Origin of the sequence: Rhodococcus sp. IC4_135, assembly GCF_011602025.1 — a bacterium.
Taxonomy (GTDB): Bacteria; Actinomycetota; Actinomycetes; order Mycobacteriales; family Mycobacteriaceae; genus Rhodococcus_F; species Rhodococcus_F baikonurensis.
In genome coordinates this window covers 1-14,267 of sequence record NZ_JAAOLG010000013.1, presented here as the reverse complement: position 1 = coordinate 14,267, position 14,267 = coordinate 1, and the positions used below count along the sequence as shown (strand labels likewise).

The window sequence follows — 14,267 nt, the reverse complement described above, 5'->3', positions numbered from 1 at the left end:
CACCGTTCGACTTGAACTGCACCGAACCCACAGCATTCGAGGGAGCAACCGTGGCCGTCAGATCAACCGCGCTGCCCGTGATCGCCGTCGCCGGAACCGACAGCGACGTCGTCGTCTCCACATCCACCGGAGCCGGATCGGACACCGTCACCGTCTGAGCTGATGCCGACGAACTCACAAACCCAGCGCCAGCAGTGAAGTCAGCCGTAACACTCTGTACACCAGCAACATCGAACGCATGGCTCAATGTCGCAACACCCGCGGTCACTGTCACCGGGGAACCGATAGCCGTGCCGTTCGACTTGAACTGCACCGAACCCACCGCATTGTTCGGAGCAACCGTAGCGGTCAGATCAACCGCGCTGCCCGTGATCGCCGTCGCCGGAACCGACAGCGACGTCGTCGTCTCCACATCCACCGGAGCCGGATCGGACACCGTCACCGTCTGAGCCGCCGCCGACGAACTCACAAACCCAGCGCCAGCAGTGAAATCAGCCGTAACACTCTGAGCACCAGCAACATCGAACGCATGGCTCAATGTCGCAACACCCGCGGTCACTGTCACCGGAGAACCGATCGCCGCGCCATTCGACTTGAACTGCACCGAACCCACCGCATTGTTCGGAGCAACCGTCGCCGTCAGATCAACCGCGCTGCCCGTGATCGCCGTCGCCGGAACCGACAGCGACGTCGTGGTCTCGACATCGACCGGAGCCGGATCGGACACCGTCACCGTCTGAGCCGCCGCCGACGAACTCACAAAGCCAGCGCCAGCGGTGAAGTCAGCCGTAACACTCTGCGCACCAGCAGCATCGAACGCATGGCTCAATGTCGCAACGCCGCCAGTCACCGTGACAGGGGAACCGATAGCCGTGCCGTTCGACTTGAACTGCACCGTGCCGACAGCATTGTTCGGAGCAACTGTCGCCGTCAGATCAACCGCGTTGCCCGTGATTGCCGTAGCCGGAACCGACAGCGACGTCGTGGTCTCGACATCGACCGGAGCCGAAGCAATGCTGATTGTCGCGAGCGGACCTGCACCAGCGTTGAGAGCGCTACCCTTCGCATCTCGAGGCGTGCATCTGGTCGGGGCCCATTGCGTGCCGAGGAGACTCGCTTTTGCAAGCTGTGTATTGAAATTCTTGTCGTTGCCGTATGTAGCAGCATCACCGGCAGTTCTGACCTTCGGCTGAATCACACCGGATGCGCCGGCGATCATCGTAATATCGATTGCAGGCATCCTGAACCAACTGTCACCGTTGGTGTTGGTGCTGCCGTCGAGGTTCTTTTTCGTCTTGGGTGCGCGGATCCCACCCTCACTGTTCGTGCTGGTACTGGGACTGTTTCCGATCACCTCGTTGTTACCCGAGATTCGGAGATATGGACCCGCCGCGTCAGGGCTTCCAGCCTCGTTGATGCGGATGACACTGGGGGCGACGTTCTCCAAGTTGAACGAGGTTCCGGGCACGATCGCCGCACTGATGAAGGTGGCATTTGCCGGGACATCGAAATCGTTCTTCAAGCGCGACAAATTGGTTGTTGTGGCGCCCGAATCCGAGTTCGGAAAGGACTGGCCATTGGATTGCATTCGAATGGTGAAGGTTTCACCCGGAGCAACTGATGTGGGGGCATCCACGGTGACAAAACTCGTAGTCACTTTGTCGACAGTGATGAGTGCTTTCGCCTGGCATGAGGTGGAGAAGTTGAATTGGCTTTGAACTGCTGAGGCTGGGGACCCGATCAGCAGCATTCCGGCAACCATGGCGGTTCCGGTTATGGGCACGGCGAATCGCCGCAACTGAGAGATTTGGGGCATGGGCACTTCCTTCGGAAGGGCAAACATGAGCAGTGGATTCGGACAAAACGTGTGCGCGCCGTCACAACATAACGAAAAAACTAGTACGCGTACTACTTTTGGCAAGACACTTGTCCAATTCACCCCGGACTCACCCTCGTATCACCAGACGCGGGATGGAAAAGCAGGGTATGGAAACCCGATTGAACGCAAAACTATCGCCAAAGCGGCCTATCGACAACGCTTTTGGTGGCCACCACGCCCATCGGCGGGAAAAAGTTGATTTTCCGTCAGTTCGGAAAAAGTTCCAAACCTACCAGTACGAAAGTACGAATCAGGGCCGCGACGGAGTCCGTCGCGGCCCTGATTGTGTTTGTTCAGTGTGTCAGCGAAGCACATCCGTGCCGACAAACGGCACCAATGCCTCGGGCACTCGCACCGAGCCGTCGGCCTGCTGATGGTTCTCGAGAATCGACACGATCCAGCGCGTCGTGGCCAGGGTGCCGTTGAGAGTGGCGGCCGTCTGCGGCTTGCCGTTCTCGTCGCGGTACCGAACTCCGAGGCGACGGGCCTGGAAGGTCGTGCAGTTGGACGTCGATGTCAGCTCACGGTAGGTGCCCTGCGTCGGAACCCACGCCTCGCAGTCGAACTTACGCGCGGCCGAAGAACCGAGGTCTCCGCCGGCGACGTCGATCACGCGGTACGGAACGTCGATGGCGGCCAACATCTCTCGCTCCCAGCCGAGGAGACGCTGGTGTTCGGCGTCGGCATCCTCTGGACGGCAGTACGTGAACATCTCGACCTTGTCGAACTGATGGACACGGATGATTCCGCGGGTGTCCTTGCCGTAGCTGCCGGCCTCGCGGCGGAAGCACGAGGACCAACCGGCGTAGCGCTTCGGGCCTTCGTTCAGCTCGAGGATCTCGCCCGAGTGGTAGCCGGCCATGGGCACCTCGGAAGTTCCGACGAGGTACAGGTCGTCATCCTGCAGGTGGTAGATCTCGTCCGAGTGAGCACCGAGGAAGCCGGTACCCGCCATGATTTCCGGGCGTACGAGTACCGGCGGAATCATCATCGTGAATCCGTTGGCGATCGCCTTCTGCGCAGCCAACTGCAGCAGTCCGAGCTGGAGCATGGCTCCGTAGCCGGTCATGAAGTAGAAGCGCGAACCCGAAACCTTGGCGCCGCGTTCCATGTCGATCAGGCCGAGCGACTCACCCAGCTCGAGGTGATCCTTCGGCTCGAAGTCGAAGCTCGGAATCTCCCCGACGTGTTCGAGCACGATGTAGTCGTCCTCGCCTCCGGCCGGCGCGCCTTCTTGTACGACGTTGGAAATCGCGCGGTGTGCGGCGTCGAGCGCGGCCTGCGCTTCGTGCTGCGCGGCCTCGGCTTCCTTGACCTTGGCTGCCAGTTCCTTGGAACCCTCGAGCAGCGCGGGGCGCTCCTCCGGAGATGCCTGGCCGACCTTCTTTCCGAAGGCCTTCTGCTCTGCGCGGAGGTTGTCTCCGGTCAGGACGGCAGCGCGTCGGGACGCATCGGCTTCGAGCAGAGCATCGACCAGTCCTGGATCTTCTCCACGGGTGCGCTGCGACTCGCGGACGATTTCGGGGTTCTCACGGAGAAACTTGAGGTCAATCACGACTTCGAACTTTACCCACTCACCGCAGCTCGCCGACGGTCACGTCCACGTCGGAGAGGGGGAGATCACGATTCGAGCAGACTCAGGTAGTCCTCGCGTCCGAACATCCGAGCCGCGTCGACGGCAGTCGGGTGTCCACCTTTCGGGTCGGCTCCCCCGCTCACCAGCGCTTTCACCACCGCGTCCTCGCCCTTGAAGACGGCTCCGGCGAGGGGTGTCTGGTTCTTGTCGTTGGGCCGGTTGACGTCGGCACCGCGCTCGATCAAGGCAATGACGGCGTCAGCGTGACCGTGGTACGCCGCCAACATGACGAGCGTGTCGCCACTCTCGTTGGTCAGATTGACGGGAACTCCGGCATCGACGTACGACGCCAAGCCGGCCGCGTCGCCGGTTCGTGCCATGTCGAAGAGCCGGCCCGCCAGCTCGACAGCCTCGGGATCGAGTGGGGTGTTTTCGCTCATGACTACAAAATACTCACAGACGCGTTTGTGAGTTTTGTAGTGAAGGTTCGATATCGCCACGGCAACAGGCATGATGGAATCGATGTCCGAAGACAAGATCGAGAAGTCGCCAGATCCGGCAGATCCCCAGGGGACGCCGGCGAAGAAAACTGTCTCAGCGAGTCGCACCCGTCGGGTCCTGGCTGCTGTGGCGGTAGGTGCGGTGGTCGCCGCGATCGCAACGATCGCGATTTCCGGTGGATTGAACAAGGACGACTCGTCCTCGGTCAGTGTCAGTGGTGGCGGTCCAGCAGCGACGGGATCCACTCGCGACGACGCCTTCACCGCGGCGGCCGCCGGCGACTGCCTCAACTGGACGCCTGCGGCCGAGTCGGGCGGAGACCGCACGGACATGTCGAAGGTTCAGTGCGGAACTGAACACCGCTTCGAGGTAGCCGGACCACTCGACCTGTCGGTCTTCCCCGGCGCCGAGTTCGGCCCCGGTTCCCGGTACCCGGGCGCCCTTCGATTCGCCGAACTCCGCGACGAGCACTGCACACCCATCGTCATGTCCTACCTCGATTCGAAGTTCGATCCCAAGGGCAAGTTCAGCGTCGGCCTGATGTTCCCGAGCGAATCGGGTTGGGCTTCGGGCGAGCGCGCACTGCGTTGCGGCTTGCAGTTCTCGACAACAACCGGCGAACTTCAACCGTTCGTGGGCCGCGTGGCGGACCAGGACCAGTCGAACGTGTGGGACGTCGGCACGTGCATCGGCATCAACCAGAACCTACCGACCGATCCGGTCGACTGCGCGAAACCCCATGCATACGAGGTCATTTCGGTTATCGACCTCGGCACTCAATTCCCGGGCGCAATGCCGTCGGTCGAAGATCAGGACCGTTACCTCGAGGGCGTCTGCACTCAGGCGTCCAACGAGTACCTGGGTTCCGCAGACGCACTTCGCGACAAGACGCTGACGCTGTTCTGGGACAACATATCTTTGGAAAGCTGGTTGGCCGGTAGCCGTCGCGTCAATTGTTCGATCGGCAAAGAGGTCGAAACCGGCGGGTTCGCCGCGATCACCGGAAGCGCAAAAGGCGACATCCTGATCAACGGCGCCGCCCCGGTCCCTCCACCCGCTGCACCGGAAGGTCGGTCGTTGCCGACGCCGTTGCCCGGCGCAGCTCCCCCGTCGTAAGCCATGACGGTGACTATGACGCCCGACCGGTTCGAGGAACTGGTCGGCGAAGCACTCGATCTGATTCCGCCTGAACTTGCCAAGGCCATCGACAACGTCGTGGTGCTTGTCGAAGCACGTGACGAGGAAGAACCGGGGCTGCTCGGGTTGTATCAGGGCGTCGCCCTGACCGAGCGCGATTCTCACTACGGCGGGTACCTGCCGGACACGGTCACCATTTACCGCGATTCGATACTCGACATCTGCGCATCGGAGGACGAGGTTGTTCACGAGGTTGCAGTGACCGTCATCCACGAGATCGCGCATTACTTCGGAATCGAAGAAGACAGGTTGCACGAACTCGGCTGGGGCTGATCGCAAAATCGTCCGATTTCGGGGGGAACCGAAAGCGGCCGGTATGCATCAAACTATGTGCGGGGGGATTTCGACGGCTGTGTGCACGACCTCCCGACCACTTATCCGCCCTGGTCAGGAAGGAGTTCGACACTATGTACGTCGACCCTCAAGCCCTAGTTGCCGCCGCAATGGAACTCGAGTCTGCGGCGACGCGATTGCGCGGAATCGTCTCTACTGCGCAGCCGACGCTACGCGTTCTCCCAGCGGGATCCGAAGAAGTGTCCGGTAGCGCGGCCAATTATTTCAACACCATCTCGGGCAGCCTTGCCTCGTCCACCGATCGGGCAATCGAGGAGCTCACCGCTGCTGCGGCCGCTCTGCGCAAGAACGCAGCTGCCTACGAACTCGAAGACCAGCTCACAAAGACCAGCCTGGCCGCCGCACCGATCTGATCGACAGAAATCGAACGCGGCACCTTCGAGCGCGACACAACAGTCACACTTCCTGGGGGGAAGAACAATGGTCGGCATCACCGGCGTCATCTGGTATCCACGGGGCGCAGCACCCAACTCCGCAGCACTGGTCGCCGGGGCCGGGCCGGTCCCTCTCGGCGTGGCGGCCGGGGCCTGGTCCACGGTTTCGTCCGGACTGACCGACACCGCAGCGTCCATCTCTCGCGTGATGGCGGACCTTCGCACCGGGTGGTCAGGCGAAGCCGCGGATGCCGCACTGAGCAAGTTCGCACCGTTCCAGGAATGGGCTGCCGCTGCCGCGCTGCTCGCGGGAGAAACCGCAGGTAAAGCCCAAGTGCAGTCCGGTTCCTACACCGTCGCGACCCTGGCCATGCCGTCCTTGGCGGAGATCGCGGCAGTTCAAGCAGCCAAGGTCGCCGCGTACTCCGTCGGCGGTGCCCTGGTCGGCGGCGCCGCTGCCGCCGAGGCTGCCGAAGAAGCTCTCAAGATTCGAGCGGCGGTCACGATGGAAACATACGACGCCGCAACGGCCCATCTGGCCGTGCAGCAGAACTTCGACTCACCACCGTCCATCGCGGAACCCACAGCTGGGGCATCCGCTTCGGCCCAAAGCCCAGGGCGCGCCGCACAACAGTCCGTCGTGCAAACGGCATCAACGCTCGCTGACGCAGTCGCAGATCCCGTGCGCGCCGCAACCGCTGCTGTCGCATCCGTAGTGTCCAACCCGGCATTTGCCGCCGCTGCCTCACAGGCCGGTGCCATCTCCGGTGGAGCGTCGGCCGCTGTCAATGCCACGGCCGCCGCCGTCACGAGCGCCACCACTGCCACCTCAGCCCTCGCGACGGCCGGAGCAGGGCTCACCGGACTGGGCGGCGCAGGCCTCGGCGGCGCGAGACTCGGTGCTTCCACACCATCGCTGTTCGGCACCCCGTCGGCAAGTCGGGCACCGGCACAGGTCAGCGCAGCTTCCGCGGCTACCGGAGCCGGAGCAATCGCGGGCTCGTCGTCGAGCAGCAGCACCGGTCGGCACGCTGTTCCTGATCCCTCCACCGGCCAGAGCGCCGCACGCCAGAACCCCGTGACCTCGCCGGTTCAGGGCACCGCGGATACCGTCAAGGTGGATCCGGCCCGAACCGCTGGCGGATCTGCGCCGATCGCCGGCGGCCGTCATGCGGCCCAGCCTGAAGACGAGACCGAGCACGACACACCCGATTACCTGAAGCACTTCGAGCACTTCGCCGACGGCCGAACAGTCATCCCGTCCGTGATCGGTGGCGCACTCGAAACTGCAGAGCGTTGATGGTGGACCTCGGCACCTCACCTGATGGGTGGAATTTGCCTGTCGTCGCCCTGTCACAGGACGAAATCGATTATGTACGTGAGCGACTCGGGCTCGATGCGCTTCCCGTGGTTCTCGGTGGCGCGACGGTTCACGGCAGTGCGAGCGCTCACCGTACGGCGATGCAGTCCGCGGCAGATTCGCTCTCCGAGCGCGATCTCCTCCCCGGCGGGGAGATCCATCACGAACTCAGTGCCCGCCTGCGCGTCCTGACCCACCCCAAGTGGGAGTTGGCTCTGCGTCGGCATGCCGGTGGAAGAATTTCACGCCTCTGCGTCGCGCAGGGCGAATTCCTTTGTGTCGAAGCAACTTCAAACGAATCTTCGTTCGCGTTACGGAGTGTCACCGCCGAACCGGCGTCACCCGTTGTCACCGCGCTCGGCAGCACCGAAGCAATGCCGATTGCCGTGATCAACGCACCGACCGAGATGCTCAGCCTGGCATTCGGTGCCGCCCCGGATGCAGACAGCGTGACCTCGGCCTTGATCAACGCCGGGATACCCGAAGACGACGCGCGCCAACTGGGTAATGCCATCGTCACCTGTACCACCTTCGCCGAATTGGTCGGAATACCACACAGTTTGGGAGCGACGACGCTCATGACCGGCGCAGTGACTGTGTACGACACGTTGGCCGGCCGACTCGTAGGTTCGACCACTCGGGCTGCCGACGGCACCGAATGGACGTCCATCAGTTCCGGAACACCCCATCGCCTGCGACAAGCCGTGAATGCACTGGTAACCGAACTCGAGGAATCTACTCGGGAGCCTTCCAGGTAACCTCGGGGCGTCCCTTCAACGCCCGGAGCCTTACTTCAGCATGCAGTTCTCGCGTCAACCGTCGTCACCGGGCGAACAAGGCTCGGTCGCCACTATCGACCGGCCGGCTGAAGAGCGGGCAACAACACCGCACCGACAAGACCTGAACGGACTGCGTGGCCTCGCCATCGGTTTGGTGGTCGTGTTCCACGTGTGGTTCGGACGGGTATCGGGCGGGGTGGACGTCTTCCTGGTTCTGTCCGGATACTTCTTCGTCGGCTCATTGGTTCGTCGCGCCGAAGCCGGGGGTTCACTGAATCCGCTACCGGCGCTGCGGCGGGTATTTCTGCGGCTGTTCCCCCTGATCGCGGTGGTCAGCATTTTGACCGCACTGGGAACCGCGTTGCTGCTGCCACGCACACGCTGGGCCGATCTGGGTGATCAACTGATCGCGGTGCTCGGGTTCTTCCAGAACTGGCAGCTCGCCAGCACCGCAAGCGACTACCTGGCCGCCGACGGCTCGGTCACTCCCCTGCAGCACCTGTGGTCGATGGCCGTGCAAGGTCAGTTCTACCTCTTGGCCATCGCACTCGTCTCCGTGATCGCTTATGTGGCTTCACGCGTGAATCCCAACTATTTCCGCCCGTCACTCGCGGTCACCCTTCTGATTCTGACCGCAGGATCTTTTCTCTACGCACTCGCCAAATCTTCACGTCACCAAGCCTGGGCGTACTACGACTCCGGCGCCAGGTTGTGGGAATTGGCCCTCGGTGGTCTGCTCGCCGTTCTGATGACCAGCACGCGCAGTCGGCAGATCGCATCCCTGCCGTTCTCGGTCAGAGCGACGATCGGCTGGGCGGGCCTTTCATCGATCCTGTTGTGCGGCATAGTGCTCGACGGTGCCCAGCAGTTCCCCGGTCCGTGGGCGCTGGTACCGGTGCTGGCCACTCTTGCGCTGATCCTGTCCGGAGTCGGCGACGACACACCCTGGACGTCGAAGACGCTTGCCCATCCTGCCCTGACGTGGCTCGGCTCGTTCGCGTTCGCGCTGTACCTGATTCACTGGCCGATTCTGGTGTTTGCACTCGTGATCACCGGACGCCCCGAAGCCGGCCCGCTCGGCGGGGCACTGATCATCGCTCTCTCCGTCGCCGGGGCGCTTGCACTCCGGCGCCTGATCGAGGTTCCGGTGGAACGTGGAGGCCGCTCGCGCCGGTACACCGTCCTGGCTTGCGTCGTCACTGCTGCCGTGGTCCTCGCCGCTTCTGTCGCCTGGCAGTCGTACGCGAGCAGTCAGACGACGGGCCAGCGGGCGGTCGACACCCTCGACCTCCCGACCCATCCCGGCGCACTCGCGCTTACCGACGGTGCCGAGGTGCCCAAGGCGTCGATGGTTCCCTCGATCTTCGATGCGCCGCTGGACCTTCCGGCCAGCACGCTCGACGGCTGTATCGCCGATTTTCTCGAGCGGGACGTCGTCCACTGCACCTACGGCGACACCGACGCGGACAGAACCATCGCGCTCGCGGGTGGTTCGCACTCCGAGCACTGGCTCACCGCGCTCGACGAACTCGGCAAGAGCCACGGGTTCCGCGTCGACACGTATCTGAAGATGGGTTGCCCGCTCACTGTCGACTCCATGCAGACGTTGTCGGACAACGACTATCCGGATTGCGTCGACTGGTCCCGTGGCGTCCTGACCGAGTTGGCCGACGCCTCACCCGATTTCGTGTTCACGACGGCAACCAGGCCGAGTTCCGACGGCCCTGGCGACGTGACGCCCGAGTCGTACGTGCACGTGTGGCAGGAACTGGGGCGCGACGGTATCGACGTACTCGCCATCCGCGATACCCCCTGGCTGCACAACGACGGCGTCGCCTATCGCGCGATCGACTGTCTGGCGACAACCACGTCACCCGATCACTGCGCGATGCCACGGTCCGAAATGCTCAGCGACGTCAATCCGGCGCCGTCGGCAATTGCCGATCTGACCAACGTCCGTCTACTCGACCTCAGCGACGGCGTGTGCGGGCCGGAACTGTGCCGGGTCGTGGAGGGAAATGTGTTGGTGTATCACGATTCCCACCACCTGACAGCCAGCTACGTGAGCACGCTGTCCGCTGAACTCGGGCGCCAACTGAGCGTCCAGACCGGCTGGTGGTGAAGCCGGCCGTCAGCCCATCACGTCGTCGGCACCGGGGATGAGCCGGTGCTCGAACGGCGGGTTGACGGTTCCCCAACGCAGGCACTCCCAACCGCCGTCGACCGAAGGCAACAGTTCGACGGTCTCGGTGTTGGCCAAGTGGTTGTTGGCGGCGAACAGACCGGGGACACCGGCAAGTTGGGCGGCGACAAGACGGATCGCGGCACCATGACTCACCACGACGATGTCGCCGCCGTCGCGTGAGCCTTCGAGAAATTCTTCCCGCAACGCATTGACGACGGGGACGTACCGTTCCAGGACGTCGTATCCCGTTTCACCGCCGGGAATGCGGGCGCCGAGGTTGCCGGTGTGCCAGTGATGGAACGTCTCCATGAACAGTCGGTGCGCGGCCTCGTCGGTGCGATCCTCGAGGTCACCGGCCTGGACCTCGTGCAATCCGTCCCGCACGTCCAGGGATACGCCGGCGGCTTGCTCCACGAAACCTGCTGTCTGCCGGGCGCGCAATGCCAAGGACGATACGAGTGCCAGCGGCGGCGCCGAAGCCAGGCCGATGCCCAACGTCTCGGCCTGCGCCAATCCTTCCGGCGTGAGCTTTGCTCCGGGTAGGGCGGTGTCGAGGCGTTTGGCGACGTTCGCCTCCGTCTGACCGTGCCGAACGAGGATGAGCCTTCCGGTCATCGTTCTCCCCCTCCATGCTTGAGTTCGTCGATCCACCGAATCGCTTCTTCGTCCGAAGGAGGTTGTGGCCCGGTCGAATTCGCTGTCGCCCACGACCCCAGGAAGCGGACTCCGGATTTACGATGCAGCGCGCGCATCGCCTCGGCCACCAGCGAGTCCTCGACGTGTCCGACGCAGTCCACGAAGAACCGGTAGGTGCCCAATTCCGTTCGCATCGGACGTGATTCGATCCGAGTCAGATCGATACCGCGAGCGGCGAATTCGGAGAGTGCGCGCACCAGGGAGCCGGGAGCGTTGTCCAGGTGAAGCACCAACGCGGTGCGATCGGCACCGGTCCGTGCCGGAACCGGGGCCGGCTTGGTGACCAGCACGAAACGTGTGCGGGCGCCGCCCACGTCTGCGACGTTGTCCGCCAGGCTGTCGAGTCCGAGCATCTGACCTGCCAAAGCCGTGGACACACCGGCGTCGACGGTTCCGGCCTGCACATCCAGCGCTGCACCGGCGTTGGACGAGGCCAACACCACCTCGGCCTGGGGCAGGTTCTCGGAAATCCAGCCGCGGACCTGCGCACCCGCGTGCGGATAGGCCCCGATCGTGCGGACCTGATCGGCGGTGGTCCCGGCCCGAACCAGAATCGAGAAGCTCACGTCCAGGTCGGTTTCGGCAACGATCTGCAGGGGCGAACCGAGAGCCAGTGAATCGAGCGTCGGAGCGACGCCGCCTTCCACCGAGTTCTCGAAGGGAACCACGGCCCCGTCCACGGAGCCGTCCCGAACCATGTCGAGAGTCGCCGGCGGACTGCCTGCCGGTACTCGCTCGACGGTTTCGCCGAACGCGCCCTCAGCCTCCAACTGGGCGAGAGCTATCTCCGTGAACGTTCCCGACGGACCGAAATACGCGATTCTTGGCACGCCTAAAAGATTACGCACCGACCCACGCCGGTCACTGCAAACCCGCGGCACGCAAGGCCGTTTCCACCGCCGGCAGATCCGCGACCTCGATCGTGAGCAGCACCTCGCGCATGGCCGACGCGGCTTCGGGGATCAGGGCGGCAAGTTTTTCCGGCTTCGGATCGACCATCGCAGCGCGCACGTCGTCGCCGCGCAGTGCAGCGACGGTGCCACACAGCAGAGCGATCACCTCGTCGCCGTCAGCCGCGCGGGCTACGAAACCGACGGACTCGTGCGCGAGTACCGCGAGGAAATCAGCCACTTCGGTGGGCGTACGACCGGCGGCGAGTCCGGGGATCCGTCCACCTTCACACAGGCGCAGCGCCGCTTCGGCCGGCGTCAGATCCTCTTCGCCGCCGTCGACGTACACCGCGAGCGGAGCGGGCAGACGTAGCGCGATCGCGTCGTCGATCTGGTCGGTGGTGACGTCGACGTCGAAACGGACGGCCTCGTACGACGCATCCGTGTCCGCGCGCAGTTCTTCCGGATCGATATCGAGGCGGACGACAACCCGGCCGGCCGCTTCGGCACCGATCAGGGCGGACGCCGGCACGACCGGGAGAAAGAGTGCTTCGAGGAGTCCGCGCGAGTTTCTCGGGGCGGGCAGCCCGAGTGAGAGAGGAATGGCCACAGATAGACCGTAACCCCGGCGAAGTCGACGGATTCCACGCGAGTTGCGCAAAAGTCTTGCGATTCACACCGAAGCACCTTAGGTTAGGGTTACCTCATCATCCGATGGAGTTCGAGAGAACACCCGCCAAGGGGGCAGCATGGCAACGAAGACCAGCACCGGCCCGTCCACCGCTGAACGCGTCCGCAGCGCCTGTGTGCGCGCACAGGACGCAGTTCTCGCCATCGAAGGCAGCGATCCCACCGCCACGTCGGTGCATCACCTGCGTTCGAACGGTGACGTCGTCGTTGCAGTCCCACATGCCTCCGCAGCTGCAGCCCTGGCCTGGAACTCCGGTGGCGGCGGCTTGCCTGCCGTCCTCGAGATCACCGATCACGCACCACTGCGACTGCGTGAGCCAGTGCGCTCCCTCGTGTGGCTTCGCGGCTCGTTGCACGCCGTGCCCGACTACGAGGCGCGTGTCCTCGCCGACGACGTCGCATCCGAGCACCCCCACCCAGGTCTCCTCGACATCGGCCACACCTCGGTTCTCCTTCGCCTGAGCCTGGCCTCGGCCGTTGTCGCAGACTCGACAGGGGCAGAACCTGTCGCCGTGGACGAACTGCTGAACGCCAGCCCCGACCCCTTCTGGGAAATGGAGACGGCGTGGCTGCAGCATCTCGACGAAGACCACCGCGATCTCGTGGACCTGCTCGTGCGCAAACTTCCCCCGTACATGCGCACCGGACGCGTTCGCCCACTCGGCATCGACCGCTACGGACTGCGCCTGCGGGTCGAGGATCACACCGGTGACCGCGACGTGTGGATGCCGTTCGCCAACCCCGTCGACGACGCTCCCGCGCTGAGCCGCGCCATCCGCATGCTGGTCGGGTGCCCTTTCCTCAACGGCCTCCGATCGGGAGGCGCTGCAAACGGCTAGCGTTGCGCGGGTGAATGCCCGCGAAACCGTCCGCACCTGGTTACGGCCGCCGTCTCCCGTTCGAACCGGCCCGGAACTCGATCCCGCCGCCAGACGCGGAATTCGGATCGAGATCACCATCGTTCTACTGGTCACCTTCGGGCTCAGCGGATTGTCCGGAATTCTCTCGCTCGCCGAATCCTTGGCGACGCCGGTTGCGCTCTCGGATCAGACGGTTGCGCTCAACCCGTCGCGGGCCGCCATCGACTGGATCGACCTGGCACGCCAATTACTGGGCGTCGCAAAGCTTCTCGCGTGGGCAGCGCTGGGACTCTATCTACTGTGGCGCTCGGGGATCGGTCCACGTGCCGCGGGCTTGACTCCCAAACCTCGATTCGGGCGCGACATAGCTCCGGGATTCGGCTTGGCCGCCGTGATCGGTCTCCCCGGTCTTCTGTTCTACCTCGTCGCTCAGGCACTGAGCATCAACCTCACCGTCCAGGCCAGCGCGCTCGACGACCACTGGTGGCGGGTTCCGATCCTCGTCCTGTCCGCGATCGCGAACTCCGGCGCCGAAGAGGTACTGGTTGTCGCCTACCTGATCACTCGCCTCCGGACACTCGGCTGGAGCGAGAACAAGTCACTGCTCGCGTCGTCACTTCTGCGGGGCAGTTATCACCTCTATCAGGGCTTCGGTGGCGGTGTCGGAAACGTGATCATGGGGCTCGTGTTCGGTCGATACTGGCAGCGCACCGGCAAGCTGTGGCCGCTGATCATCGCCCACGCGCTCATCGACATGGTGGCGTTCATCGGTTACGCCCTCCTGCGCGATCACGTCTCCTGGCTGCCGTGACCGGTACCGTGAACTGGTGACCGGCGACTCCGAATATCCTCAGCGCCCTCCGCGGCGCCAGCCGCCAGGGCCACCTCCGCGTGGACCGATGCCGCCGAGGCAGAACCCGCCCCGC

Annotated in this window: 14 protein-coding genes; 8 read left to right on the top strand and 6 right to left on the bottom strand. The window is 64.0% G+C overall.

Going from position 1 to position 14,267, the window contains the following annotated elements; translation table 11 throughout:
* From G8767_RS21745 to G8767_RS21735, 3 genes are all read right to left on the bottom strand, one after another.
* The coding region (locus tag G8767_RS21745; protein ID WP_240952571.1) for an Ig-like domain-containing protein at positions 1 to 1,816 on the bottom strand (1,816 nt) is incomplete at its 3' end.
* 364 nt (positions 1,817 to 2,180) lie between these two features.
* The gene (serS, locus tag G8767_RS21740) at positions 2,181 to 3,434 is read right to left on the bottom strand and encodes a serine--tRNA ligase (protein WP_166811721.1); all 1,254 of its coding nucleotides are present in this window, start codon (positions 3,432 to 3,434) and stop codon (positions 2,181 to 2,183) included.
* A gap of 65 nt (positions 3,435 to 3,499) precedes the next feature.
* Positions 3,500 to 3,895 carry an ankyrin repeat domain-containing protein gene (locus G8767_RS21735; protein WP_095969677.1) on the bottom strand — a complete coding sequence of 132 codons (396 nt, stop codon included), beginning with the start codon at positions 3,893 to 3,895 and terminating at the stop codon, positions 3,500 to 3,502.
* A gap of 82 nt (positions 3,896 to 3,977) precedes the next feature.
* Here G8767_RS21735 and G8767_RS21730 point away from each other — a divergent pair, with 82 nt between their 5' ends.
* The 6 genes from G8767_RS21730 to G8767_RS21705 all read left to right on the top strand — a co-directional run bounded on the left by G8767_RS21730 (position 3,978) and on the right by G8767_RS21705 (position 10,142).
* Positions 3,978 to 5,072 (top strand): septum formation family protein, encoded by a 1,095-nt coding sequence (locus G8767_RS21730; protein WP_166811719.1) that lies wholly within the window; start codon positions 3,978 to 3,980, stop codon positions 5,070 to 5,072.
* 3 nt (positions 5,073 to 5,075) lie between these two features.
* Complete coding sequence (locus G8767_RS21725) at positions 5,076 to 5,426, top strand: metallopeptidase family protein (RefSeq protein WP_124566866.1); 351 nt, start codon at positions 5,076 to 5,078, stop codon at positions 5,424 to 5,426.
* 134 nt (positions 5,427 to 5,560) lie between these two features.
* Positions 5,561 to 5,860 (top strand): PE family protein, encoded by a 300-nt coding sequence (locus G8767_RS21720; RefSeq protein WP_095969468.1) that lies wholly within the window; start codon positions 5,561 to 5,563, stop codon positions 5,858 to 5,860.
* 67 nt (positions 5,861 to 5,927) lie between these two features.
* Entirely contained in the window at positions 5,928 to 7,181 is a 1,254-nt protein-coding gene (locus G8767_RS21715) for a PPE domain-containing protein (protein WP_166811717.1), read from the top strand.
* Positions 7,181 to 7,999, top strand: coding sequence for an ESX secretion-associated protein EspG (locus tag G8767_RS21710; RefSeq protein ID WP_166811707.1), 819 nt, complete (start codon positions 7,181 to 7,183; stop codon positions 7,997 to 7,999). The genes G8767_RS21715 and G8767_RS21710 overlap by 1 nt, the downstream gene beginning before the upstream one ends.
* A 40-nt stretch (positions 8,000 to 8,039) precedes the next feature.
* Positions 8,040 to 10,142, top strand: a complete 2,103-nt coding sequence (locus G8767_RS21705; protein WP_166811705.1) for an acyltransferase family protein — start codon at positions 8,040 to 8,042, stop codon at positions 10,140 to 10,142.
* A 9-nt stretch (positions 10,143 to 10,151) separates the two neighbouring features.
* Here G8767_RS21705 and G8767_RS21700 read toward each other — a convergent pair whose 3' ends face one another.
* Genes G8767_RS21700 through G8767_RS21690 form a run of 3 tightly spaced genes read right to left on the bottom strand, consistent with a single transcriptional unit; the run spans position 10,152 to position 12,401 of the window.
* On the bottom strand, positions 10,152 to 10,820 hold the full coding sequence (locus tag G8767_RS21700) for a histidine phosphatase family protein (protein WP_042453186.1): 669 nt from the start codon (positions 10,818 to 10,820) through the stop codon (positions 10,152 to 10,154).
* A complete protein-coding gene (gene pheA, locus G8767_RS21695) occupies positions 10,817 to 11,731 on the bottom strand; it encodes a prephenate dehydratase (protein WP_095969464.1) in 915 nt (304 codons plus the stop codon). The genes G8767_RS21700 and pheA overlap by 4 nt, the downstream gene beginning before the upstream one ends.
* A 31-nt stretch (positions 11,732 to 11,762) precedes the next feature.
* Entirely contained in the window at positions 11,763 to 12,401 is a 639-nt protein-coding gene (locus G8767_RS21690) for a hypothetical protein (RefSeq protein ID WP_124566870.1), read from the bottom strand.
* A gap of 139 nt (positions 12,402 to 12,540) precedes the next feature.
* Between G8767_RS21690 and G8767_RS21685 the strand changes: the two genes are divergently transcribed.
* Both G8767_RS21685 and G8767_RS21680 read left to right on the top strand, forming a co-directional pair.
* Entirely contained in the window at positions 12,541 to 13,320 is a 780-nt protein-coding gene (locus tag G8767_RS21685) for a DUF2470 domain-containing protein (protein ID WP_070796761.1), read from the top strand.
* 10 nt (positions 13,321 to 13,330) lie between these two features.
* The gene (locus G8767_RS21680) at positions 13,331 to 14,152 is read left to right on the top strand and encodes a type II CAAX endopeptidase family protein (protein WP_069146677.1); all 822 of its coding nucleotides are present in this window, start codon (positions 13,331 to 13,333) and stop codon (positions 14,150 to 14,152) included.
* The last annotated feature ends 115 nt before the right edge of the window (positions 14,153 to 14,267 follow it).

Excerpts from the sequence above, each read along its gene's own strand:
- G8767_RS21725 (WP_124566866.1), top strand. The coding sequence starts at position 5,076 with ATGACGGTGACTATGACGCCCGACCGGTTCGAGGAACTGGTCGGCGAA.
- G8767_RS21715 (WP_166811717.1), top strand. The coding sequence starts at position 5,928 with ATGGTCGGCATCACCGGCGTCATCTGGTATCCACGGGGCGCAGCACCC.
- G8767_RS21730 (WP_166811719.1), top strand. The coding sequence starts at position 3,978 with ATGTCCGAAGACAAGATCGAGAAGTCGCCAGATCCGGCAGATCCCCAG.
- G8767_RS21720 (WP_095969468.1), top strand. The coding sequence starts at position 5,561 with ATGTACGTCGACCCTCAAGCCCTAGTTGCCGCCGCAATGGAACTCGAG.
- G8767_RS21735 (WP_095969677.1), bottom strand. The coding sequence starts at position 3,895 with ATGAGCGAAAACACCCCACTCGATCCCGAGGCTGTCGAGCTGGCGGGC.
- G8767_RS21710 (WP_166811707.1), top strand. The coding sequence starts at position 7,181 with ATGGTGGACCTCGGCACCTCACCTGATGGGTGGAATTTGCCTGTCGTC.
- G8767_RS21685 (WP_070796761.1), top strand. The coding sequence starts at position 12,541 with ATGGCAACGAAGACCAGCACCGGCCCGTCCACCGCTGAACGCGTCCGC.
- G8767_RS21705 (WP_166811705.1), top strand. The coding sequence starts at position 8,040 with ATGCAGTTCTCGCGTCAACCGTCGTCACCGGGCGAACAAGGCTCGGTC.
- G8767_RS21700 (WP_042453186.1), bottom strand. The coding sequence starts at position 10,820 with ATGACCGGAAGGCTCATCCTCGTTCGGCACGGTCAGACGGAGGCGAAC.